Origin of the sequence: Microbacterium sp. gxy059 (genome assembly GCF_050958665.1) — a bacterium.
In the GTDB taxonomy this organism is placed as follows: Bacteria; Actinomycetota; Actinomycetes; order Actinomycetales; family Microbacteriaceae; genus Microbacterium.
Genome location: NZ_JAMXWT010000026.1, coordinates 1 through 20,986, shown reverse-complemented (window position 1 = coordinate 20,986; position 20,986 = coordinate 1). Strand labels below are relative to the sequence as shown.

The following is a 20,986-nucleotide window of genomic DNA, read 5'->3' as shown; positions in this document are numbered from 1 at the left end:
GCTCCCCGTCTCGTCCCCGGACGCCAGCCCCGCATGACGGGCACCGTGCGCATCGTCGGCGCCGGGCTGCTCGGATCCAGCATCGGCCTCGCGCTGTCGCAGAATGGCGTCGACGTGGCGCTCGCCGACACGTCTCCCGCGCAGCTGCGTCTCGCCATCGACTACGGCGCCGGCCGCGCCGCCGCGGACGACGACGCCCCTCAGGTGGTCGTCGTCTGCGTGCCGCCCGACGTCGTCGCCGACGTCGTCGCCGCCGAGCTGGCGCGCTTCCCCGACGCGGTCGTCACCGACGTCGCCTCGGTGAAGCTCGGGCCGCTCGACCAGCTGCGCGCCCGCGGCGCCGACCTCGCGCACTACATCGGATCCCACCCCATGGCCGGCCGCGAGCGCGGCGGCGCGATCTCCGCGCGCGCCGACCTGTTCGCGGGGCGCCCCTGGGTGGTGTGCCGCGACGGAGAGACCTCCGCCCGCGACCTCTCGCTCATCGAGGACATCGCGCTCGACCTCGGCGCCGTGCTCATCGAGATGACCCCCGAGGAGCACGATCGCTCCGTCGCGCTCGTCTCGCACGTGCCGCAGGTCGTCGCCTCGCTGCTCGCGGCGCGCTTCGCCGAGGCCCCCGAGATGTCGCTGACCCTCGCCGGGCAGGGCGTGCGCGACACGACCCGCATCGCGCACTCCGCGCCGGAGCTGTGGGTGCAGATCCTCGCCGCGAACGCGGGGCCGATCGTCGAGCAGCTCGACGCGCTCGCCGCGGACCTCACGCGCGTGGCCGACGCGCTGCGCGCCCCCGACGCCCCCGGGGCGCGGCGCACGACCGCCGACGCGATCCGATCGGGCAACGTGGGCGTCGAGCGCCTGCCGGGCAAGCACGGCCAGCGCCGCCGCTTCGAGACGTTCGTCGTCATGATCGACGACTCCGCCGGCCAGCTGGGCCGGCTGTTCGGCGATCTCGGGGAGATCGCCGTCAACGTGGAGGACTTCCGCCTGGAGCACTCTCCGGGCGCGCCGCTGGGACTCGCCGAGATCGCGGTGGATCCCTCGATTCTTCAGGCCGCCGTGGACGGGCTCACGTCGCGCGGGTGGCGGATTGCGAGCACGAGTGACTGAGACGTTCTTCGTCGGCATCGACGGCCCCGCGGGGGCAGGCAAGTCGAGCGTGTCGAAGGAGGCCGCCCGCCGGCTGGGCTTCGGCTACCTCGACACGGGATCGGTGTACCGCGCCCTCGCGTGGCACGTGCTCGACCGCGGGTTCTCGACCGACGATCCCGCTGCGGTCGAGGAGAGCTTCGAGACGTTCCGCCCGCAGGTCGGGCTGGGTCCCGACGAGCGCTCCGTGCGGGTCGGCGACGCCGACGTGACCGCCGCGATCCGCACGCCGGAGACCACCGCCGCGGTGGCGGGCGTGGCCCGCACGCTGCCCGTTCGCGAGAAGATCAACCGGCTGTTCCGCGAGATCGCGGCGCAGTCCGACCGCCCGGGCGTCGTGGTCGAGGGCCGCGATATCACGACCGTCGTGGCGCCCGACGCGCCCTGCCGGATCCTGCTCACCGCGCACCCCGACGTGCGCGCCGCCCGCCGCGCCGCCGAGATCCACGGATCCGACGTGCGCGAGGTCGCGGAGGCGATGCGCCGCCGCGACGCATCCGACAGTCAGGTCGTCGACTTCCTCACCGCCGCGGAGGGCGTGAGCGTCGTCGACACGACCGAACTCGACTTCGACCAGTCCGTCGACGCCGTCCTGAGCGTCATCGACGAGGCACGACAGGGAGGCCGCGATGGCCGCTGACAGCGAATACGACTACGACGAGAACGACAACCTCGCCGAGCGCATCGACGAGCTCGACCCCGAGCTCGTCGAGGCCCGCGCGCGCACGCTGCGCGAGAGCCTCGGAGACTACGAGCTCGACGACGAGGACGCGGCGCTGCTCGCCGGCCTGCAGGCGGGCGACGACGGCATCGAGTACCTGCCCGCGCTGCCCGTCGTGGCGATCGTCGGCCGCCCGAACGTCGGCAAGTCGGCGCTCGTGAACCGGATCCTCGGCCGCCGCGAGGCGGTCGTCGAGGACACCCCCGGCGTCACGCGCGACCGGGTCACGTACAAGGCCGAGTGGGGCGACCGCCGCTTCTCGCTCGTCGACACCGGCGGCTGGGAGCCCGACGCGAAGGGCATCGACCGCGCGGTCGCGGCGCAGAGCGAGGTGGCCATCGACCTGGCCGACGTGATCCTCTTCGTCGTCGACGCGAAGGTCGGCGCGACGGCCACCGACGAACACGTCGTGAAGCTGCTGCGCGGCACCGACAAGCCCGTGTTCCTCGTCGCGAACAAGATCGACGACGCGATCCACGAGCCCGAGGCGTGGGCGCTGTGGAACCTCGGCCTCGGCGAGCCCCACCCCGTGTCGGCGATCCACGGCCGCGGCGTCGCCGACCTGCTCGACGCCGTCATGGCGAAGACGCCGACCGTGTCGGCCGTGGCGAAGCACGAGATCGGCGGCCCCCGCCGCGTCGCGATCCTCGGCCGCCCGAACGTGGGCAAGTCGTCGCTGCTCAACCGCGCCGCGGGCGAGGAGCGCGTCGTCGTCAACGACCTCGCGGGCACGACGCGCGACCCGGTGGACGAGATCGTCGAGATGGGCGGCAAGCTGTGGACGCTCGTCGACACGGCGGGCATCCGCCGCCGCGTGCACATGCAGCAGGGCGCCGACTTCTACGCGAGCCTGCGCACGTCGGCCGCGCTCGAGAAGGCGGAGGTCGCGGTCGTCGTGCTCGACGTCTCCGAGCCGATCAGCGAGCAGGACGTGCGCATCATCGACCTCGTGCTCGAGTCGGGCCGCGCGCTCATCCTCGCGTTCAACAAGTGGGATCTCCTCGACACCCCGGAGCTCGAGGACAAGGAGCGCCGTCGCTTCCTCGAGCGCGAGATCGAGCAGGACCTCGCGCACGTCGCGTGGGCGCCCCGCGTGAACATCTCCGCGAAGACGGGGCGCCGCCTCGACAAGCTCGTCCCCGCCCTCGAGACGGCTCTCGAGAACTGGGACCGGCGGATCCCCACCGGCAAGTTCAACGCGTTCCTCACCGAGCTCGTGGCCGAGCACCCGCACCCGCTGCGGGGCGGCAAGCAGCCGCGCATTCTGTTCGGCACGCAGGCGTCGACGCGCCCGCCGACGTTCGTGCTGTTCACGACCGGGTTCCTCGACCCGGGCTACCGCCGGTTCATCCAGCGGCGCCTGCGCGAGCTCTACCCGTTCGAGGGCACGCCCATCGTCGTCAACATGCGCGTGCGCGAGAAGCGCAAGCGCTGACGGAGCGAGAAGAGGGGCGGGACGCGCGGGCGTCCCGCCCCTCGGCGTATGCGGGGCGTGGGGCGCTCGCGGATCCGGCGGGGATCGCGGATATGTCGGAGGGATCCCGTGAGCCGGGTCCGCTGTTCGCGGGGTGTCCGCTGTTCTGACCGGGGTGATCCGTCACGGGTCGCCAGGGTCTGCCGGGTGCGGGGCATGTGAGCCGCGTTTCCTGGCGAGGCCGCGGGAGCGGGTGCGGCGCGCCGGGCGCGCGTCGCCGCGTGACATCGGCGCTTCCCGCGTGGGAGGCGCTCTCGTAGGCTGGGAGGCGTGACCTCCGCCCGCCCCTCCGCCCCGCGCAACCCGGGCGACGCGTGGGTGGAGGCGCCGGACGGATCCCGCTTCTGGGGGCGTTTCGGCGCCGCGGGCCTGCTGGCCTACGATCCGGAGCGGGGCGTGCTGCTGCAGCACCGCGTGGGGTGGAGCCACTTCGGCGGCACGTGGGGTCTGCCGGGCGGCGCGCTGCACGAGGGGGAGAGCCCCTTCGCCGGCGCCCTGCGGGAGGCGCAGGAGGAGGCCGGCGTGCCGGACGGATCCGTCGTGCCGCGCGCCTCGCACGTGTTCGATGCTGAGGTGTGGCGGTACACGACGGTGATCGCCGACGTGATCCGGCCGTTCGCGCCGGTGATCAGCGATCCGGAGTCGCTCGAGCTGATGTGGGTTCCGGTCGACGAGGTCGCGGATCGGCCGCTGCACCCGGGGTTCGGGGCGGCGTGGTCGTCGCTGCGGGAACAGCTCGAGACGCGTCCCGTGGTGCTCGTGGACGCCGCGAACGTCGTCGGATCCGTGCCGGACGGGTGGTGGAAGGATCGCGCGGGCGCGGCGGCGCGCCTGCGCGACCGGCTCGCGGAGCGCGAGGCGGCGGGCGTGCAGGCGCCGGACCTCGATCTGCCGCTCGACCACTGGTTCCCGGCCTTCGCGATGGTCGTCGAGGGCGAGGCCAGGCGGATGGAGGACGGCGACGGATCGGTGCGGGTCGTGCGCGCGGCGGGGTCGGGAGACGACGAGATCGTGCGTCAGGCGCGGGCGTTCGCCGACGCGGGCCTCGCGGTGACGGTCGTGACGAGCGACCGCGAGCTGCGCGAGCGGGTCTCCGCCGCGGGCGCGGAGGTGCGCGGGGCGCAGTGGATCGGGAGGGGCGGCGCCGACGCGGGCGCGCTCGACGGGTTCTTCGAGGGCGCCGGCTTCGTGGGCACGGCGATCCAGGGCGTGCTGCGGGCGATCGCCGGCTAGTCGGCGTCGCGCCCGCGCAGCCGGTCGATCTCGCGCCGCTCGCGCTTGGTGGGCCGTCCGGATCCGCGGTCGCGGGTGACGATGGGCGCGACGAACTCGCGCGGCGGCGGGGGAGGGGTGCGGTCTTCGTACGCCTCGGCGGCGAGCGGAGCGCCGACCCGCTTGAGCAGCAGCTTCTTCACGCCGAGGACGCGGTCGAAGCCCTGGATGCGGGAGCGCACCTCGTCGCCGACCTTCACGCTGTACGAGGCCTTCACGGGATCCCCGTTGACGCGCACGTGTCCTCCCCGGATCGCGGCGGTCGCCGCGGACCGGGTCTTGTAGACGCGCACGGCCCAGAGCCACACGTCGACGCGCACGGAAGCGGGATCTGGCATTCCCCCATTCTCTCTCAGAGGGCGAGCTGAACGACCGTGCGGGAGGATCCGAGGGGCGCGACCTGCTCGAACCCGGCGGCGAGGAAGGTGGGGAGGGATCCGACGAACAGGGCGTTCGACGAGGTCTTCCGCGCCGACGGGTCGCGCGGGTACGCCTCGAGGACGCGCGCCCCGCGGCGGCGGGCGTGGTCGATCGCGGCATCGAGCAGGGCCGCCATGAGGCCCTCGCGACGGTGATCGCGGGTGATGGAGAAGCAGGTGATCGCCCAGATGGCGGGATCGTCGAACGGGTGCGCGGACGCCTCGGGGAGGCCGCGCGTGTGGGCGAGGCGCCGCTGCGGATCCCTCGGCCCGACGCGCACCCAGCCGGCGGGATCGTCGTCGACGTAGACGAGCAGCCCGGGCGGGACGGATCCCTCCACCTCGTCGCGGAAGAGGCGCTCCTTCTCCTCGCGCGAGGTGCGCGAGAAGTCGGCGTTGCGCAGCACGGGCCACACGCACTGGCAGCTGGTCCCGTCGCCTCCGCCCGCGAACACTCGCTGCACGTCGTTCCAGCGGTCGGGGGTGAGCGGCTCGGTCGCGATGGGCGTCATGCGCACACGGTAGAGCCGGCCTCCGACATCCGCCACCCCTGTCGTCGCGCGGGGCGCGGTGGCAGGATCGACGGCATGAGCGGATGGGACGAGAAGGTCATCGACGAGTTCCGGCGCCACGGCGGCACGGTGACGACGGGCGGGTTCGGGCGCAGCCTCGTGTTGCTGCACCACGTCGGCGCCCGCACGGGGGAGGAGCGCGTGACGCCCGTCATGGCGCTGCGCCCCTCGCCGGACACCTGGCTCATCACGGCGTCGAAGGCGGGAGCGCCCGAGAACCCGGCCTGGTTCCACAACCTCGCCGCGCACCCGGACACCTGCATCGAGGATCCGGATCAGGGCGCCGTCGAAGTGCGCGCCGAGACGCTGGAGGGCGAGCAGCGCGACCGCGCGTGGCGCCTGTTCGAGGAGGCGAGCTCGGGATTCTCCGCCTACCAGCGCAGGACGGACCGCGTCATCCCGGTGCTGATCCTGCGCAGGCGCCCCTGACGCGCCCGGGAGCCGCGCGGATTCGCCGCCCGACCCGACGTGGGATAGACTCTTGGAGTTGCCCACGCGGCAGCACAACATCATCACGGGCTGTGGCGCAGTTTGGTAGCGCACTTGACTGGGGGTCAAGGGGTCGCAGGTTCAAATCCTGTCAGCCCGACGTTTGCCCAGGTGAGACAAGGTTTCTCACCTGGGCACTGTCGTATCTACGGCTGATGTGACCGCTAGAGTGACCGCTAGAAACTGAGGAGGGCCTGCCGCACCACCTGGTGCAGCAGGCCCTCCGTTAGTGCATGCCGCGGTTATGGCGTTCGAGGGACTTTAACCGAACCAACCTCTTCACCCATGGACGTGAGTACAAGTATCTACTTGTGTTACTCTGAGACAGTCCGATCGAGGAGGGCTGTGATGAGTGCCGAGGCAGTGGTCGACCTTGACCTAGCATTGCGTGCGCTGGCAGACGGGAACCGGCGGGCGATCCTTCGTGTGATTCGCGCCGACCCTCAGTCGGTCGGGGTGATTGCCGAGGAGGTCGGACTCTCTCAGCAGACCGCCTCACACCATCTCGGTGTGCTGCGCAAGGCAGGGCTCGCGGTCGGCACCCGCGAGGGCACGCGCCACCTGTTCGCGGTTGACACTGATGGCTTGGCGGCGGTGCGCACGTACCTGGACGACTTCTGGCCGGGGAAACTGGCTGCCCTCAAGACCGTCATTGAGTCGCGGCAGGAGGATGCCCGTGGCTGAGTTCCGAGACTCCATCGACATCGGTGCTCCACCGGAGACGGTGTTCGAGTACCTGATCACGAACGACGGCATGACGGCTTGGATGGGGCAGTACGCCGACCTCGACCCAACGCCAGGGGGCAAGTTCGCCGTCGACATCGCTGGACACCCGGTGCGGGGCGAGTTCCTGCATGTCGATCCTCCAAGCCGCGTGGTGATGAGTTGGGGCTTCGCGGGAAGCGAGGACCTTCCGGCGGGAGCATCGAAGGTCGAGTTCCGCCTCACCCCGATCGGCGGCGGGACTCGAGTCGATCTACGCCATTCCGATCTGCCCGACACCGAGGTACGCGGCCACGCCGACGGTTGGGCGAACTTCCTGCCCCGCCTCGCCGTCGTCGGAGCCGGCGGAGATGCCGGGCCCGACGGCTGGCAGCCGCTCCCGGACTGACCAACCCCGCCGCAACCGCGGCAAGAACCAAGGAGGATCCCATGGCCCAAGACACCGCTTACGACACCGTGCAGAAGTACCACCGCGCTTGGACGAGCGGCGACATCAACGCGGCGATGAGCTACGTCGCCGACGACATCTCCTGCCGAGCTCCCGGCGTCGACTTGGACGGCAAAGACGCATACCGAGAGTTCATCGGCGGCTTCGCCCCCATGCTCACCGGCATCGGCGACATCGCCGAGTTCGTATACGGAGACCGCGTGGCACTGTTCTACTACCCGCAGACCGCGACGACCTCCACCACTCCAGCGGCCGAGTTCTTCACCATCAAGGACGCGAAGATCACCGAGAGCGTGCTGATCTTCGACCGGCTCTCCTACGGCCCGCCCGAGCAGGCCTGAAGCGACGGCAGATCATGACTCCCGACCAGACCGTCCTCGTCGAACGCGTCCGTGCTCTGATCGCCGACCAACCAGTGGTGCGCGAGGTCTCCATGTTCGGCGGCAGATCCGTGATGGTGAACGAGAAGATGATCGTCAGCGCCCTGAAAGACGGCGGGCTCCTCGTCCGGGTCGATGCCGACCAGCACGACGAACTCCTGAGCAGACCGGGTGCGGTACAGGCGGAGATGGGGCCGGGCCGAGACATGGGGCCGGGTTGGATCGAAGTCGCAACCGATGCGATCAGCGACGACGAACATCTGGCGTCCTGGATCGGGATCGCAATGGACTACAACCGGGCCGTGACTGGCGGGCATCAATGAGCACGTTTCAGGGCTTTCCACGAGGTCTGTTCGAGTTCTTCACCGAATTGCAGGCGGACAACTCGAAAGTGTTCTGGCAGACGAACAAGCACCGCTACGAACACGATGTCCGTACACCAATGCACGCGCTACTCAGTGAGCTCACCGACGAGTTCGGACCACTGCGCATGTTCCGCCCAAACCGTGACGTGCGGTTCTCGACGGACAAGTCGCCCTACAAGCTCTGGACCGGGGCGACCAGCGAAGCCCGGGCTGTCGGCGGGGTCGGCTACTACCTCGAAGTGTCCGCGACGGGCATCGTCACTGGGTACGGAGCCATGCTCATGGCTCCCGAACAATTGCGCCGGTACCGCGCCGCGATCGACAACGAGAAGAGCGGGTCACAGTTCGAGGAACTGGTGGATACCCTCGCCGAGCGATCCCTCCCTGTTTCCCGCGGGGCGGAGGAACCGCTCAAGACCGCGCCGCGCGGATACACCGCCGACCATCCGCGAATCCGGCACCTGAGATGGAAAGGCGCTGCTGTCGTTCAGGAATGGCCGAAGGATGACTGGATGCACTCTTCACGGACGCTTGATGCGATCCGCCGCGTCTGGCACGGCGCTGACCCACTCAAGTCTTGGCTCGAGACCCACCTCGGTGAGTTGCCACAAGAGCAGCACTGAACATTGGGCAACCCAGTTGCGCCATCCTGACTGTCAGAGCACGCAGGGGTGCCCATCGGCCCGGCCCCGCGCAGGCAGGTCATTTGCCACGCAACCGGGGCCACTTCGGCATCCCCTGACCCTTCCAGGTCTCAACTAACCTGGCGACCCAGCGGACAGAGGCGAAGAGCCCGTAGCCGGCGGCCGCGAGGCCGACGGCGACCACGAGCCACCGCCCGATTCCGAGCCACACGCTCCCATCCACGTTGAGGGCCCACTGAGCGCCCGTGATGAGCCCAGCGATGCCCATCCAGAGCCCGGCGACGACCACGACCACCGGCAGGAGAGCGAGGCACATCGCGGCGGCAGCCGACCAGAGCTGTCGGGCCTCCAGCTTCGCCGTGGCGGCGATGATCCATTCAGCCCGTTCGTTCGACGCGTCGAGGTTCGCGGTCATCTTGGCCGAGGCTTCTCCGGCGACCTGCTCGACGGCCTTCTCGACCCGCTCTTCGGTGCGCTTCTCGATCCGCTGCACCGCGCCGCCGACATGGCTCACGAGCTTCTGGTTCGCTGCGGCCTGCGCTTTGAGCCCGTCAATCGCCGAGGCCGTAGCCGCGTGATTCTTCTGCGCTTCGGCGATCAAACTCTGCGAGGCGCTCTGCAGCCGCTTCCCGTCGAGACTCTGCACGAACTCGCTGAGCGTCTTCTCGATCTCGGTCAGCCTGCTCTCGACGCTCTCGAACTGCGGTGACGTGCTGGCGGACCGCTGCGAGGTCGACGCCCGGTCGATGCGCTTGCTCATCTCCTCGTCCATGACCTTCACGAACTCCGCGAGCTTCTTCTGCTGCTCGGCGAGCCGGTCGAGCCTCGCGTTCTGAGCCTCGACGGCGGCGAGGATCGAGTTCAGGGTCTCCGTCGTCTCGGGACTGCCTAGCTGCTGCCGCTGCTCGTCCTGCGCGTTCTGCTGCTTCAGCCTGTCGAGCGCTGCGCTCATGATCCTGCTCCTTCTGCTGCTGGTGGTAGTCGAAGAACGCCTGCGCGCCCTCCGGTGTGAAGTCCGCCGAGAGGGCGCTCGTGCGCTTGCGGCGCTCGGCCCGCTTCGTCTCGTCGCGGTCGTCCTCGATGTAGAGCGTCCAGGTCTCCCTGCCCGCGTTCTTTCCCTTCTTGCTGACGGTGGTGTGCAGCCGCATTCGCGGCCCCCGCTCCCCGTCGTCGTGCTGCTGGTTCTGCTCTGCGATCACCGATTCCAGACCGGCCTTGTCCACCGATCGGGGATCGGCCAGTGCGGCGCTCATCCGGTCGCCCATCTCGCGGTCCAGCGACCCTTCGGCGAAGTCCTCGCGGCGCAGCTCCCAGTCCTGCGGCGCGCGCTCCAGCTGCTTCACGACCGAGAGCCCGTGCTCGCGCATCAGCTCGTCGTTCGCCGACTGCACGCCGCGTTGATTCCCGGACTTGCGGTCGTGGAACGTGCGGTAGTCGCTGAGTGATTTCTCTGTCTCGTTGTCGTGGTTGATGACCAAGACATGATTGTGTGCCTTGCCGCCCCGCCCATCGGTGTGAGTGACAACGAGGCAGTCGGAACGAGGGTGCATCTTCTTTGCAAGCATGTAGCCCAGGTCATTGACCCGCTGCACGTCTTCCGGGTTCTTCGGGTCGAACTCCTCATCGCTGAAGGACTGGCGGTAGTGCAGGGCCTCGACGTCGCGCTTCGTGTTCTGCGTGAGAGACCGGGCACGTGCCGAGAACGCGCCGGGGCCTCCCGGCACGTCGCACGTGACCGCGACCCCGCGCTCGTCCTCCTTGCCCCGGATGTAGCGCTCCGTGTCTGCGGCGCTCGTGCTCGGGCTGTAGTGCGTGGTGCTCATGACGCCGCCCGATCACCGAGCAGTGCCCGGGCCTCGCGCAGCAGCTCGATCAGCTCGGGCACCTCCGCCGACAGCGCCACGGCCTCACCGGCCCGCGCGCGGCGGTCCAGGTCGTTGACGTTGATCGCCAGAGGGCGCACCTGCGCGGCCAGCTCGCGGGCGTCCGCCGAGGCCTGCACGCGCGCCTCGACGCCGAGCAGGTGCGCGGCCACGGCGGCATCCAGCTCGTCGCTCCGGGAGGCGTGCAGGGCATCGCGCACGACGGCCCGCACCCACGTGCTCGGAGCCAGCCCGAGGCGCTCCGCACGAGTGCGAAGCGCCCCGAGCGTGGCGTCATCGAAGCGGGTATCGAGCCGCCCGCCGCTGTCACGACGACGCTTCGCGCCGCCGTGACTCTGCCGCACAGCCTCCGCATCAGCCCGACCGGTGTTCACCTGGGAGTCGGACTGCTGCTCCACCTGTACGCCAGAGTGGCAAGCAGTAGCCCCGTCGGACACATCGCTGACGCTCGTGTCCTCCGGTGCTGCTTGCGAGGGGCCTCCGGCCCCCTCGACCCCCTGGTAGAGCGCGTGCAGATCGGTGCTCATGCGGCACCTCCGATCAGTGCCAGAGGCACGTCCGGGCTCCGCACAGCGAGCCCGCCCAGCAGCTCAGCGACCGCGCCGTCCGCGTCGTGCTCCGACGAGGTCTCCGGACCGTAGGTCAGTTCCCGCGACCCGACGTTCTGGTGGTACGAGTTGCCGTACATGCCGGGCGTGTGCGCGGCGATCGGAACGCTGCACTGGTGCCACTCATAGGGCTCGATCTTCCCGATGTGCTGCACGAGGTAGCGATTGATGTCATCGGCGCGGAAGACCTTGACGACCGAAGCCAGGCGGCGGATGAACTGGTCCAGCGCCTCGTCCACGTTGCCCTTCTGGCGGGCGTAGTAGAAGAACTCGACGGGCTCGATCGTCGCCGTGATGACGATGAGACGCGGGGCTACTTCGCCCTTGTTCTTGTAACGGGCCTTCGCAGGCGAGGCGTTGTACGGATCTAGGAGCAGCAGCCAGTCGTTCGCGTCCATAGCCGAAGCCCGCAGATCGTCCAGCAGCAGCACCTCCTCGCCCCGCCAGTCATCGAGCGGGTTCCCCGTAGCGGCCCGGTAGACCTGCCACCGCTCGCCGTGCGCGTTCGCCGCATTGATGGCCTCGGTGATGAAGTCCGTGGCGAACCGGGTCTTGCCGATCCCGGCATCCCCGTGCACGAACACCACGTGCGTCGAGAAAGCTCCGGCGCGCAGCTTCGCCGCCGCCCGGTACGCGCGGCGCTGCCCGTAGGCAGAGAGAGCGTCGTCGATCTCTCTCTGATGCCGCGAGTAAATGTCGAACAGATCATCGGTCAGCATGATCTGATCGCGAGTGATCTCGCCCTGGAGCACCCGCTCGCGCATGTCCTCGAAGTTCTCCGCGACGACCTTCTTCTTCACGTGGGCGCGGCCCTTGAGCCACGACTCCCGGCGCTGGGCGTCGATGCCGAGGTAGTCCGGTCCGCGCACCGTGGCGACCTCAGAAGGCGCGTACTGGTGCTTGTCGGCGTACTTCACGTGCGTCAGATAGGACAGCATGTTGTCGAAGGCGTACCGGCCGCGGCCCGGCTTCTCGACGTACTGGGGCTCGACGCCGATGCCGAACGCGAGCCGATCCAGCGGTGCGCTCTTCGCGCGGCTGGCGAACTTGATGACCGCATGCAGGTGATCAGGCTTCGGCTCGACAGCCAGAGCCTTCTCCGTGTCGCTCCAGACCTCGCGCTCGTCCTTGTCATGCACGATGCCGTAGGCCTCGGTGACCTCGCAGCCGATGGCCTCGAGACGCTGCGCCACGTAGGAGAGGATCGCCCCGGCTCCCCGCTGGAGCAGCGCGGCTCCGCTCGGGTCGTCGGCAGCCCACGCCCAGTACGACGGATCGAGGTACTGCGTCAGGCCGATGCTCGTAGGGTTGTTCTCCTTCTTAGCCACGGCGACCACCGCCCACGCCGTCGGAAGGAGCCGGCGGCGCCTTAAATGACCCCCTATTGACCCCCAAGTGAGGCCCCAAATGATTCTGCGGGATCACGCGGCGGAACGAGGGCGGAACCGGCATCTGACCAGGCATGTTGTTGCAAGACGCGGCAATCGACAAGCCCTTGCCGCGCCCGTAGGGACGAATGGGGCTCCCGAAACTCTTGGAGTGCGAAACCCACACGGGAACGGCAGTCTGCGGGATCCCGCCCTCACTCGCTGCGCTCGCTCGGTTGGGGGTCAGGGAGGTGGAGCGGGGCATGCGGGTGCTCATCGGCGATCACCACCAGCGGTGACGACGCGGTTGGCCCTGCGGAAGGCGTCGAGATCCTCCACGAGATAGGCGACGCGGCGGCCGTGAAACTGGACGTAGGCCGGCCCCTGGCCGAGCGAACGCCAGTTCGCCAAGGTCTTGGCGGAGACGCCGAGGAAGGTAGCGGCGTCGGCGGGCGGGAGGGCGGAACTCGGGGCGGCGGACAGCGCGGCATCCCGGGCGACGGTCGTGCTCATGAGGAGACTCCTCGATCAGTTCTGATCGGGGGATTCCGGGGTACCGACTACCGGCGGCGCATCGATGCGCTACTGCGATCTCGCAGCAAGTGACTCTCATTCGTGAGAGCCCGGCTTCTCGTCCAGCGGCCCATGTTGATACCGGGAGCTGACCCGGCCCTGCGCACCGCCTCGTGGCCCTTACCGGCGCGACCCCCAAGGTCTGACGCCGACGTGCCACCTATCCGCCAATCCTTTCGGGATCGACTTATTGGCCTCGATCCTATATACCCGTGTCAACCTGCGCAAGCCCGGGCGCGCTCTCGTTTGACTTGAACGTGAGATTATGTGACCTTAGTAGAAGTTGCACAACGAGAGGAAGTGACCGCATGGCGCGAGCGGCGACCACCAGGCTGGAGCCCGGAGAACACAGCATCGACAGGGCGGAGATCTTCCCGTATCGCGACGGCCTCGCCATGCGCTGGTCGATCCGGCTCCCGAGTGGACGCCTCGTGCGCCCGCTCACGCAGGGGCCGACGAAGGGCAAGGTGCGTGCCCGAGCGAAGGCGAAGGCCGCCGAGCTGCTGGCCGGCCCCGGCGACGGCACCTGGAAGGGCACCAGCGACACGCTGGCCTATATGGAGGCCGTCACCCTGCCGATGATCGAGGGGGTGCGGCTGGCAGACTCCACGACGCGGCGCTACAAGCTCGCCTACGAGCTGCTGCGAGGGTCGTGTGGCACCGAGAAGTGCAAGCACTCACACTCGCTCAAGGGCCTGTCCCTGCGCGATGCCATGCGACCCCGAGCCCTGACCTCCTGCCTGGAGGAGATCGCCAAGCTGCACGGGGCGGTCAACGCAAAGCACGCGAAGACCGTGGCGAAGAAGTACCTGGCTGCGCCGCTGCGTGTGGACGAGGTGATCGAGTACAACCCGCTCATCGAGCTGGACCTCGACCTGTCCGGGGCCAAGAAGCCTGCCTACTCCCGTGGAGGCAGGGCGCTGAGTGGAGAGCAGTACCGCGCGGCCATCGAGTACCTCCTCGCCGCCGACCCTGAGGACGTGGAGAACCCGAAGCGTGGGCGCTGGACGCGGGCGCAGCGCGTGGTCGAGCGTGCCGCCTGCATCGACATCGTGCTGGCCCAAGCGACGACCGGGCTCCGGACCAGCGAGCTGTGCATGCGGCCCATCGGGGACTGCCACGTGGACGCCAGTGGGACGTTCATCGTCGAGCTGTCCCCGGAGGCCACCAAGACCCGCACGGGCCGTCCTGTCCCCGTCCTCGCGCCGGAGGTGAGTAAGCGGCTGGCCAAGCGGCTGGACGCGGGCAGCCCGTGGCTCTTCCCGTCGCCGACCGACCCCGCGAAGGTCTGGGACCCGCGGAACAGGGATCGGAAGCTGGCTGCGCTGTACACGGAGCTGGCGGAGAAGCTCGACATCGAGATGTTTGAGCACGAGCGCGGGCACTCGTGGCGCACGACCAACAACACCCTGCTGTACGACGTGCTCCCGGAGGCGACCCGCACCCGCCTATTCGGTCACACGGCAGCAGTCAACCGGCAGCGATACACGGCCGTCACGAGCACCGAGGCCGTCGTCTCGGCGGCGGCGGTCCTGCTCAAGAAGTGACCGCAAATGTGACCGCAAGAAGTTGGATCTTGCGGTCACATGCGGGTTCTCGCGGGTAGTGATGGTGACCCGGGATGGCCCGTGTGGCCTGGGGTAACCCACACCTGACCTTGGGTTCCCTCGCTTGATGCCACCGAGTCAAGGGGTCGCAGGTTCAAATCCTGTCAGCCCGACCAATACAGGCTTATTCAAACCTTTGGACTGAGTAGGCCGGTAAGGAACCGAAGTAGGGTCTTCCGCAGAACTGCGGGAGGCCCTCTTCGTTTTCGTTGGTGTGTGTGCTGCCGACGTGAGTCGGTGGTGCGTCTGCCAGTCATGGAACGCTTCGTTGATCTCGGTGCGCTCGCTGGTGAGACGGAGGCCGTCCTCGGTAACGAGGACGTTGAGCCTCTTGAAGAACGCGCCGAGAAGGTTACGCCGGGCGCTGTCGGGCAGGCTCTCGTACAGCTCCCGGGGCTTCTCCAGGAGATCGACCGAGGCGTAGACGCGGTCGACGCCTCGCTGGATGCGCGCGCCGGTGCGGGCGAGCTTCTCTGCGACGGCACCCTTCTGGAGGGTGACCGCTTCGAGGCGTTCGCGGAGCTTGCTGCTGGGGAGCTTGCCGTCGGCGGCGAGGTCGATGAGCCGATCCTCCTGCGCCTCAAGCTTGACGAGCTGCTTACGGAGTGCATCCTTTTCTTCTTGCTCGTGGGATTGCATCTCTTCGAGCGCGTGACGTACCTGGTCGCGGATCTCGAAGAGTTCCTCAGTGCGGAACTCTTCGGCGGCGACCGCTCGGGCGACAGCATTCTCGACATCTTCGAGGCGGACGCTCGGCATCGTGCAGAGGCCGCGCTGTTTGGCTGTGCAGAGGTAGTACTCGTAGGTGCCGCCGTGGCCGGTGTTCTGGCTATAGACGAGGCGGCTGTCGCGTCCGGCTTCCTTACACTCGGCGCAATAGAGCAACCCGCGGAGGAAGTGGAAGTGTGTGCGATCGCGATCGCCCTTTCGGTTGCGTCCGTCGAGGATCTTCTGCACGGCGAGGAACAGTTCCTTGCTGATGATCGGCTCGTGACGTCCCGGGTAGAGGCGGCCTTTGTAGCGGATGACGCCGGTGTAGTACGGGTCGCGGAGGATCATCGCCAGCTGGCTCGTGGACAGTGGCCTGGCCGAGCGCTTCGATGAGGGGCGCGTGGTCAGTCCTTGATCTTCGAGCATCATCTGCAGCTGCATGATCGAGTGTTGCCCGGTGGAGTACTGTTCGAATGCCCAGCGGATCAGGGGTGCGCGGACGGGGTCGACGTCGATGGTGTTGACCAGGCGTCCGTCGAAGTCTTTGCGCGTGTTGAGGTAGCCGAGTTTGGCGCGGCCGACGGTGCCGCCGCGCTCGACCGGGCGTGAGGAACGGATCGGTGACAGGTGCGGTTTAGGCCGCGAGTATGAGCGGCTCGGCAAGCTTCGCTTCGAACTCGATGGGCGTCAACCCGCCGAGAGCGTCCTGTGCTCGTTGCCGGTGATACTTCCGCTCGATCCAGACCACGATCGCGAGTCGCAGCTCCTGCCGGGTGGCCCACCGCTGCTGGTTCAGCACATTCGTTTGAACGAGGGACCAGAAGCTCTCCATCGCGGCGTTGTCTCCTGCCGCGCCGACTCGGCCCATCGATCCGACGATGTCGCTCGCTTACCCACCATGCCCCAGGCTCTCGTTGACCTCGGCAAAACCGTGATCTTCATCGAACTCGACCGCGACGTCATCAAGACCGCCGACTAGATCATCGACGTCGAACGAGAAGGCGGCTGCGGGCGGCCACGACCACTACTGCTCGCTCGTAATGGTGGCGCGTGCGGTCGCGAGGGTGTGGATTGCCGCGTCCGGGGCGACACGGACGAGAGCGAAGGCGGCGATGACCAGGTCGGTCACGGTGTCGGCGAGGCGCTCCACCTCCGCGACGGTGGCGTCGGGGAGGTATGCACTCACGCCGCGGCCGAACGCGACGCGCAGTTCGGCGCGGTAGTCAGTGATGATCTGGCTGATTTCGCTGTTCTCAGCGAGCGGGGTACTGGCGGTGTTGACGAGGAGGCATCCGGGCAGGCCTGAGGCCCGCGAGAACGCGTCTCGGAGCCCGTCAAGGTAGCCCAATAGGGCATCCTCCTCGACCTGTTCATGCTGGAGGGGGCGCAGGCGAGGACGGATGACCTCGTCCAGGTAGCTCTGCACGGCGGCGTCGAAGAGACCCCGTTTCGAGCCGAAGGCGTTGTAAATGCTGGAGCGGTTGAGTCCTGTGGCGGCCTCGATGTCGGGGATGGAAGCAACTTCGTAGCCCGTCTGCCAGAACAGGCTCCGTGCGGCACGCACGACGGTATCGCGATCGAAGCTCGGGGTGCGTGCCATCGAATCCTTCTTTCTGAAACGTCCGGTCCAGTATATACTGAAATAGTCATTTCAGAATGGGCAATGCACGGGAGGAACCAACATCATGATCATCACCGGCCTTGTGCTCGCGGGCATCGCAGCACTGATCCACATCTACATCTTCTACATGGAGTCCATCGCGTGGACGACTCCAAGAGCACGCGCGACCTTCGGCACGTCGGAGGATGAGGCGCGCGCCACCCTAGGGATGGCATTCAACCAGGGCTTCTACAACCTCTTCCTCGCCGTCGCCGTCTTCGCCGGGATCGTCTTCGTCACCACGGGGCAGACCGTCATCGGCGCGACACTCGTGTTCACCGGCGCGGGCTCGATGGCCGCCGCAGCGCTGGTGTTGCTGCTGTCCAGCCCCGACAAGCGGGGCGCGGCGCTCAAGCAGGGCGTGATCCCCGCACTGGCCGTCATCGCTCTCAGTATTGGTCTCGCGGTCTAACCCCATGACCCTCTGCTCCACCCACACAGATCCCGACTACTCAGAAAGCATGCTCCTCCCATGACCGCCTTCACCAGCACTCAGATCCAGCTCACTCGTCGCCCCGAGGGCTGGCCGACCCACGACGATTTCCGCACCGTCACCGTCGAGTACGGCGACCTCGACCCGGGGCAGGTGCGGGTGCGCAACGAGTTCGTCTCCGTCGACCCCTACATGCGCGGGCGCATGAACGACGTCCGCAGCTACGTCTCCCCCTACGCCCTCGGCGAGACGATCACCGGCGGTGCGATCGGCCGCGTCATCGCCTCGGCCGCCGACGAAGTTCCTGTCGGCGCGGTGGTGCTGCACCAGCACGGGTGGACCGACACCGTGCAGGCCGACGCCGCCACCTTCCGCGTCGTGCCCGACGTGCCGGGCCTGCCCCTGTCGCTGCGCCTTCACATCCTCGGCATGACCGGGCTGACCGCCTACGTGGGCCTCACCGCGATCGCGGGGATGAAGGAGGGCGACACCGTGTTCGTCTCCGGCGCGGCCGGAGCCGTCGGCACCGCTGTCGGGCAGATCGCGAAGCTGCTCGGCGCGGGTCGCGTCATCGGCTCTGCGGGATCGGCCGAGAAGGTCGCGCTACTGACCGAGAAGTACGGTTACGACGCCGCCATCAACTACAAGGACGGCCCCATGCGCGAGCAGCTCGCCACCATTGCCCCGGAGGGCATCGACGTGTTCTTCGACAACGTCGGCGGCGACCACCTCGAAGCCGCCCTCGACGCTTTCAACGACGGCGGACGCGCCGCCCTCTGCGGGGCGATCGCCGGCTACAACACCACCGAGCGCACCCCAGGCCCCGACAACCTGGCCAACATCATCACCCGGGCCCTCACCCTCCGCGGCTTCACTCTCGCGGCCTGGCTGCACCTGGCCCCCGAGTTCCAGGAGAAGATGACCGCCTGGTTCGGGGCCGGGAAGATCGCCTACGACGAGACCATCGTCGATGGCATCGAGCACACCGTAGATGCCTTCCTCGACATGATGCGCGGCGCCAACACCGGCAAGATGCTCGTCCGCATCGCGGCCGACCAGGCATGAGTGGCGAGACCGACCTGATCGTCTCCGCCCCGAGCGGGCGCCTGCGCGGCGCCCGCCTGGGCGCGGTCGACACCTGGCGTGGCATCCCATTCGCGGCTCCACCCACGGGACCGCTGCGGTTCCGGGCCCCACAACCGGCCGCCACGTGGGCCGGGGTGCGAGACGCGACCGTGTTCGGCCCCGCGCCGATCCAGCGGGTTGGTCTCGGTGCGGTCGAAGGGCAGACCAGCGAGGATGCGCTGACCGTCAACGTCACCCGGCGAGCTCAGACCGCTCCCGGCCTCAAACCGGTACTGGTGTTTCTGTACGGCGGATCGAACATCGGCGGCACCAGCTCATACCCCCTCTTCGGCGGGCTGCCCCTCCTCGCCACGGAAGACATCGTCTACGTCACCGGCAACTACCGAGTCGGACCGTTCGGCTTCATCGACTTCAGCCGCTACTCCACCCCGACCCACCCCATCGACGGAAACCTCGGGCTGCGCGACCAGCTCGCGGTCCTCCAGTGGGTCAAGCGCAACATCGCCGCATTCGGCGGAGACCCGGACAACGTCACCCTCGCCGGCCAATCCGCCGGCGCGCTCGGCGTAACCACTCTCATGGCGACACCGGCTGCGGCGGGCCTCTTCCACGCGGCGATCGCCCAGTCCTCCCCCGTCGCATCTGTCACCGGACGCGAACGAGCGGACGCCCGCGCCCAAGCGGTGGTCGAAGCTCTCGGCGCGGACGAGAACTCCCCCGCCCAGGCACTGCGCGACGTCGACCCGTTCCGCCTGCTCGACGCCGCCGACCAGGCACTCGCCGCCGAACAGATCGAGCGGCCAGGCATCCTCAGCTACGCCTCGACCATCGACGGGGACCTCCTTCCGGAACACCCGCTGGACGTGCTCTCAACCGGCCGAGGACACCCGGTGCCGCTGCTGATCGGTACGACAGACAACGAGGGCACCCTGTTCGCCCGGCTCACGAAGACCCCACCACATGAACAGGTCGAGGGAATGCTCCGGGCCACAGCCGCCCCCGGCGCCGAAAGGCTCCGCGCGGCGTACCCGGAATACCCGAAGCCGAAGGCCGCGACCGCCCTCAGCGGCGACTTCCTCTTCTGGGCGCCCAGCATCGCCGCCGCCGAGGGCCACGCCCGGGTTGCACCAGTGTGGATGTACCGCTACGACTACGCCACACCGCTGCTGCGGCTCATGGGACTCGGCGCCACCCACGGCATGGACCTCATGGCCGTCTTCGGCCCCGAGAACAGCGAACTCGGGCGCAAAGCCCACCTCCTCGGCGGCAAACGTACCCTGCGATCCGTCAGCGCACGCACGCAACGGATCTGGCTCGACATGATCCTCGCCCAGAGCCAATCCTGGTCACCCTATAACGGCACCACCTGGTCGACGCTGCTCATCAACGCCGACCCCCACACAGAAGACGATCCGCGCGGCGAACGCCGCCGCGCATGGCAGACATTCCCGTTCTACAAGTGAGCCCCGCAAAGCAGGCTTGCGTCCGCCCAAAGCGTCCGCTGTCGGTGGATCGAGATATGTGCTCCCGGCACCGGGAGAGCGTGATGCTCTCCCGGTGCCGGGAGGGTGGCTGAGTGGCCGAAGAGGGCAATGCTGAGCGGTAGGGCGACCTACCGAAGGGCGTGCAGCAGCCAGGTGCGGAAGTGGCGCACCCAGGAAGTTCCACTCAGCCGGGGGTGCCTGTACCCCAGAAGCGCCGTGACGCCGATAATGTTCTGCTAGCGCTTCGTCAGCGTGACGGCTGCCCCGACCAGATGAGAGGGTGTGTCGAGGCGCAGCTACGGGTCGACACACACTCCCGCCAAACGTTCTTCGAGCAGGGAAGGTACGAGCCGCACGCCGCGGTAGGTCTCCATCAGCTTGAGTCTGTGGGCGAGCAGGCTTCGTGAGTCGGAAGCTCTGCGGCGACGACTCACGAAACTGGGTGCCGAACGGCCCACCATACGAAGCTCTCCGAGCAACTGCGCGGATAGCTGCGAAGTCTGCAGGTATGAAAAGAACGGCATCCTCCCGAGCGAGAGCGCGTAGCTCTCAAGCTCGGTCGGATGTCGCCACGGGTACGCGGGTAGCGCGCCGGTCACTCCACAGGAGGCAACGCGTCCATGAGGATCTGCATCCGCCGGGGAAGCTCCACGGAGGACACCACTTTCACGTCGACCGCTTCAGCCCATCGCTCACGAAACACCACGGCCCACGCAGCTGCCGAGAAGGGGACTGCCCCGGGTTTGGTTGACGTCTGAACTTTGAGGATTCGTCCTCTCTGGAAGGATGTCCCAGTGACCAAGCCGTACCCGCAGGAGTTCCGCGACGACGTCGTGGCCGTGGCCCGCCAGGGTCAGGCGCCGTTGGCGCAGATCGCGAAGGACTTCGGCATCTCCGAAGGCTCGCTGACGAACTGGA

General features: G+C 68.3%; 23 protein-coding genes, 1 tRNA gene and 2 pseudogenes. 16 read left to right on the top strand and 10 right to left on the bottom strand.

What is annotated here, in order from left to right; genetic code table 11:
• The first annotated feature begins 33 nt into the window (after positions 1-33).
• The 4 genes from NHL53_RS12970 to NHL53_RS12955 all read left to right on the top strand — a co-directional run bounded on the left by NHL53_RS12970 (position 34) and on the right by NHL53_RS12955 (position 4,577).
• Positions 34-1,110: a prephenate dehydrogenase gene (locus NHL53_RS12970; RefSeq protein WP_433777314.1), complete on the top strand. Its 1,077-nt coding sequence runs from the start codon at positions 34-36 to the stop codon at positions 1,108-1,110.
• Positions 1,103-1,789, top strand: coding sequence for a (d)CMP kinase (gene cmk / locus NHL53_RS12965; RefSeq protein ID WP_433777288.1), 687 nt, complete (start codon positions 1,103-1,105; stop codon positions 1,787-1,789). The genes NHL53_RS12970 and cmk overlap by 8 nt, the downstream gene beginning before the upstream one ends.
• On the top strand, positions 1,779-3,305 hold the full coding sequence (gene der / locus NHL53_RS12960) for a ribosome biogenesis GTPase Der (protein WP_433777287.1): 1,527 nt from the start codon (positions 1,779-1,781) through the stop codon (positions 3,303-3,305). The genes cmk and der overlap by 11 nt, the downstream gene beginning before the upstream one ends.
• A 309-nt stretch (positions 3,306-3,614) precedes the next feature.
• Complete coding sequence (locus tag NHL53_RS12955; protein WP_433777286.1) at positions 3,615-4,577, top strand: NUDIX domain-containing protein; 963 nt, start codon at positions 3,615-3,617, stop codon at positions 4,575-4,577.
• Here the strand turns inward: NHL53_RS12955 and NHL53_RS12950 are convergent.
• Positions 4,574-4,954 (bottom strand): RNA-binding S4 domain-containing protein, encoded by a 381-nt coding sequence (locus NHL53_RS12950; RefSeq protein ID WP_433777285.1) that lies wholly within the window; start codon positions 4,952-4,954, stop codon positions 4,574-4,576. The genes NHL53_RS12955 and NHL53_RS12950 overlap by 4 nt on opposite strands.
• 14 nt (positions 4,955-4,968) lie before the next feature.
• Positions 4,969-5,547, bottom strand: coding sequence for a GNAT family N-acetyltransferase (locus NHL53_RS12945; RefSeq protein WP_433777284.1), 579 nt, complete (start codon positions 5,545-5,547; stop codon positions 4,969-4,971).
• Positions 5,548-5,622: 75 nt separating this feature from the next.
• Here NHL53_RS12945 and NHL53_RS12940 point away from each other — a divergent pair, with 75 nt between their 5' ends.
• From NHL53_RS12940 to NHL53_RS12910, 7 genes are all read left to right on the top strand, one after another.
• Positions 5,623-6,036, top strand: a complete 414-nt coding sequence (locus NHL53_RS12940) for a nitroreductase/quinone reductase family protein (RefSeq protein ID WP_433777283.1) — start codon at positions 5,623-5,625, stop codon at positions 6,034-6,036.
• Between the two features lie 86 nt (positions 6,037-6,122).
• Positions 6,123-6,196 (top strand) — tRNA-Pro (locus NHL53_RS12935).
• 248 nt (positions 6,197-6,444) lie between these two features.
• Entirely contained in the window at positions 6,445-6,780 is a 336-nt protein-coding gene (locus NHL53_RS12930) for an ArsR/SmtB family transcription factor (RefSeq protein WP_433777282.1), read from the top strand.
• Positions 6,767-7,207, top strand: coding sequence for an SRPBCC family protein (locus NHL53_RS12925; RefSeq protein WP_433777281.1), 441 nt, complete (start codon positions 6,767-6,769; stop codon positions 7,205-7,207). Before NHL53_RS12930 ends, NHL53_RS12925 begins: the two co-directional genes overlap by 14 nt.
• A gap of 41 nt (positions 7,208-7,248) precedes the next feature.
• On the top strand, positions 7,249-7,608 hold the full coding sequence (locus NHL53_RS12920) for a nuclear transport factor 2 family protein (RefSeq protein ID WP_433777280.1): 360 nt from the start codon (positions 7,249-7,251) through the stop codon (positions 7,606-7,608).
• A 14-nt stretch (positions 7,609-7,622) separates the two neighbouring features.
• On the top strand, positions 7,623-7,970 hold the full coding sequence (locus NHL53_RS12915) for a TfoX/Sxy family protein (protein ID WP_433777279.1): 348 nt from the start codon (positions 7,623-7,625) through the stop codon (positions 7,968-7,970).
• The gene (locus tag NHL53_RS12910; RefSeq protein WP_433777278.1) at positions 7,967-8,635 is read left to right on the top strand and encodes a DUF2461 domain-containing protein; all 669 of its coding nucleotides are present in this window, start codon (positions 7,967-7,969) and stop codon (positions 8,633-8,635) included. Before NHL53_RS12915 ends, NHL53_RS12910 begins: the two co-directional genes overlap by 4 nt.
• Positions 8,636-8,714: 79 nt before the next feature.
• On the opposite strand, the gene NHL53_RS12905 is transcribed toward NHL53_RS12910, so the two are convergent.
• The 5 genes and pseudogenes from NHL53_RS12905 to NHL53_RS12885 all read right to left on the bottom strand — a co-directional run bounded on the left by NHL53_RS12905 (position 8,715) and on the right by NHL53_RS12885 (position 13,027).
• Complete coding sequence (locus tag NHL53_RS12905) at positions 8,715-9,608, bottom strand: hypothetical protein (RefSeq protein WP_433777277.1); 894 nt, start codon at positions 9,606-9,608, stop codon at positions 8,715-8,717.
• Positions 9,609-10,017: 409 nt separating this feature from the next.
• A pseudogene (locus NHL53_RS12900) lies at positions 10,018-10,479 on the bottom strand (relaxase/mobilization nuclease domain-containing protein); the annotation flags it as partial.
• Positions 10,476-11,066 carry a hypothetical protein gene (locus tag NHL53_RS12895; protein WP_433777276.1) on the bottom strand — a complete coding sequence of 197 codons (591 nt, stop codon included), beginning with the start codon at positions 11,064-11,066 and terminating at the stop codon, positions 10,476-10,478. The gene NHL53_RS12895 and the pseudogene NHL53_RS12900, both read right to left, overlap by 4 nt.
• Positions 11,063-12,484 (bottom strand): Rep family protein, encoded by a 1,422-nt coding sequence (locus NHL53_RS12890; RefSeq protein ID WP_433777275.1) that lies wholly within the window; start codon positions 12,482-12,484, stop codon positions 11,063-11,065. The genes NHL53_RS12895 and NHL53_RS12890 overlap by 4 nt, the downstream gene beginning before the upstream one ends.
• 303 nt (positions 12,485-12,787) lie before the next feature.
• Positions 12,788-13,027 carry a helix-turn-helix transcriptional regulator gene (locus NHL53_RS12885; protein ID WP_433777274.1) on the bottom strand — a complete coding sequence of 80 codons (240 nt, stop codon included), beginning with the start codon at positions 13,025-13,027 and terminating at the stop codon, positions 12,788-12,790.
• 368 nt (positions 13,028-13,395) lie between these two features.
• On the opposite strand from NHL53_RS12885, the gene NHL53_RS12880 reads away from it, so the two are divergent.
• Positions 13,396-14,634 (top strand): tyrosine-type recombinase/integrase, encoded by a 1,239-nt coding sequence (locus NHL53_RS12880; RefSeq protein WP_433777273.1) that lies wholly within the window; start codon positions 13,396-13,398, stop codon positions 14,632-14,634.
• A gap of 138 nt (positions 14,635-14,772) precedes the next feature.
• On the opposite strand, the gene NHL53_RS12875 is transcribed toward NHL53_RS12880, so the two are convergent.
• The 3 genes and pseudogenes from NHL53_RS12875 to NHL53_RS12865 all read right to left on the bottom strand — a co-directional run bounded on the left by NHL53_RS12875 (position 14,773) and on the right by NHL53_RS12865 (position 17,005).
• Positions 14,773-16,068 carry a recombinase family protein gene (locus NHL53_RS12875; RefSeq protein ID WP_433777272.1) on the bottom strand — a complete coding sequence of 432 codons (1,296 nt, stop codon included), beginning with the start codon at positions 16,066-16,068 and terminating at the stop codon, positions 14,773-14,775.
• Positions 16,040-16,285 (bottom strand): annotated as a pseudogene (locus NHL53_RS12870) (integrase core domain-containing protein); the annotation flags it as partial. The gene NHL53_RS12875 and the pseudogene NHL53_RS12870, both read right to left, overlap by 29 nt.
• 144 nt (positions 16,286-16,429) lie before the next feature.
• Positions 16,430-17,005, bottom strand: a complete 576-nt coding sequence (locus NHL53_RS12865; RefSeq protein WP_433777271.1) for a TetR/AcrR family transcriptional regulator — start codon at positions 17,003-17,005, stop codon at positions 16,430-16,432.
• An 85-nt stretch (positions 17,006-17,090) separates the two neighbouring features.
• Here NHL53_RS12865 and NHL53_RS12860 point away from each other — a divergent pair, with 85 nt between their 5' ends.
• From NHL53_RS12860 to NHL53_RS12845, 4 genes are all read left to right on the top strand, one after another.
• Positions 17,091-17,477: a DUF1304 domain-containing protein gene (locus NHL53_RS12860; RefSeq protein ID WP_433777270.1), complete on the top strand. Its 387-nt coding sequence runs from the start codon at positions 17,091-17,093 to the stop codon at positions 17,475-17,477.
• Between the two features lie 60 nt (positions 17,478-17,537).
• Positions 17,538-18,563, top strand: coding sequence for an NADP-dependent oxidoreductase (locus NHL53_RS12855; protein ID WP_433777269.1), 1,026 nt, complete (start codon positions 17,538-17,540; stop codon positions 18,561-18,563).
• On the top strand, positions 18,560-20,047 hold the full coding sequence (locus NHL53_RS12850) for a carboxylesterase/lipase family protein (protein WP_433777268.1): 1,488 nt from the start codon (positions 18,560-18,562) through the stop codon (positions 20,045-20,047). Before NHL53_RS12855 ends, NHL53_RS12850 begins: the two co-directional genes overlap by 4 nt.
• Positions 20,048-20,862: 815 nt before the next feature.
• The coding region (locus NHL53_RS12845; protein ID WP_433777313.1) for a transposase at positions 20,863-20,986 on the top strand (124 nt) is incomplete at its 3' end.

Bases quoted from the DNA above. Each gene is read 5' to 3' on its own strand.
- NHL53_RS12950 (WP_433777285.1), bottom strand. From the start codon at position 4,954: ATGCCAGATCCCGCTTCCGTGCGCGTCGACGTGTGGCTCTGGGCCGTG.
- NHL53_RS12850 (WP_433777268.1), top strand. From the start codon at position 18,560: ATGAGTGGCGAGACCGACCTGATCGTCTCCGCCCCGAGCGGGCGCCTG.
- NHL53_RS12885 (WP_433777274.1), bottom strand. From the start codon at position 13,027: ATGAGCACGACCGTCGCCCGGGATGCCGCGCTGTCCGCCGCCCCGAGT.
- NHL53_RS12865 (WP_433777271.1), bottom strand. From the start codon at position 17,005: ATGGCACGCACCCCGAGCTTCGATCGCGATACCGTCGTGCGTGCCGCA.
- NHL53_RS12925 (WP_433777281.1), top strand. From the start codon at position 6,767: ATGCCCGTGGCTGAGTTCCGAGACTCCATCGACATCGGTGCTCCACCG.
- NHL53_RS12915 (WP_433777279.1), top strand. From the start codon at position 7,623: ATGACTCCCGACCAGACCGTCCTCGTCGAACGCGTCCGTGCTCTGATC.
- NHL53_RS12920 (WP_433777280.1), top strand. From the start codon at position 7,249: ATGGCCCAAGACACCGCTTACGACACCGTGCAGAAGTACCACCGCGCT.
- NHL53_RS12855 (WP_433777269.1), top strand. From the start codon at position 17,538: ATGACCGCCTTCACCAGCACTCAGATCCAGCTCACTCGTCGCCCCGAG.
- NHL53_RS12945 (WP_433777284.1), bottom strand. From the start codon at position 5,547: ATGACGCCCATCGCGACCGAGCCGCTCACCCCCGACCGCTGGAACGAC.
- NHL53_RS12880 (WP_433777273.1), top strand. From the start codon at position 13,396: ATGGCGCGAGCGGCGACCACCAGGCTGGAGCCCGGAGAACACAGCATC.
- NHL53_RS12930 (WP_433777282.1), top strand. From the start codon at position 6,445: ATGAGTGCCGAGGCAGTGGTCGACCTTGACCTAGCATTGCGTGCGCTG.
- NHL53_RS12970 (WP_433777314.1), top strand. From the start codon at position 34: ATGACGGGCACCGTGCGCATCGTCGGCGCCGGGCTGCTCGGATCCAGC.
- NHL53_RS12905 (WP_433777277.1), bottom strand. From the start codon at position 9,608: ATGAGCGCAGCGCTCGACAGGCTGAAGCAGCAGAACGCGCAGGACGAG.
- NHL53_RS12895 (WP_433777276.1), bottom strand. From the start codon at position 11,066: ATGAGCACCGATCTGCACGCGCTCTACCAGGGGGTCGAGGGGGCCGGA.
- NHL53_RS12940 (WP_433777283.1), top strand. From the start codon at position 5,623: ATGAGCGGATGGGACGAGAAGGTCATCGACGAGTTCCGGCGCCACGGC.
- NHL53_RS12910 (WP_433777278.1), top strand. From the start codon at position 7,967: ATGAGCACGTTTCAGGGCTTTCCACGAGGTCTGTTCGAGTTCTTCACC.
- der (WP_433777287.1), top strand. From the start codon at position 1,779: ATGGCCGCTGACAGCGAATACGACTACGACGAGAACGACAACCTCGCC.
- NHL53_RS12860 (WP_433777270.1), top strand. From the start codon at position 17,091: ATGATCATCACCGGCCTTGTGCTCGCGGGCATCGCAGCACTGATCCAC.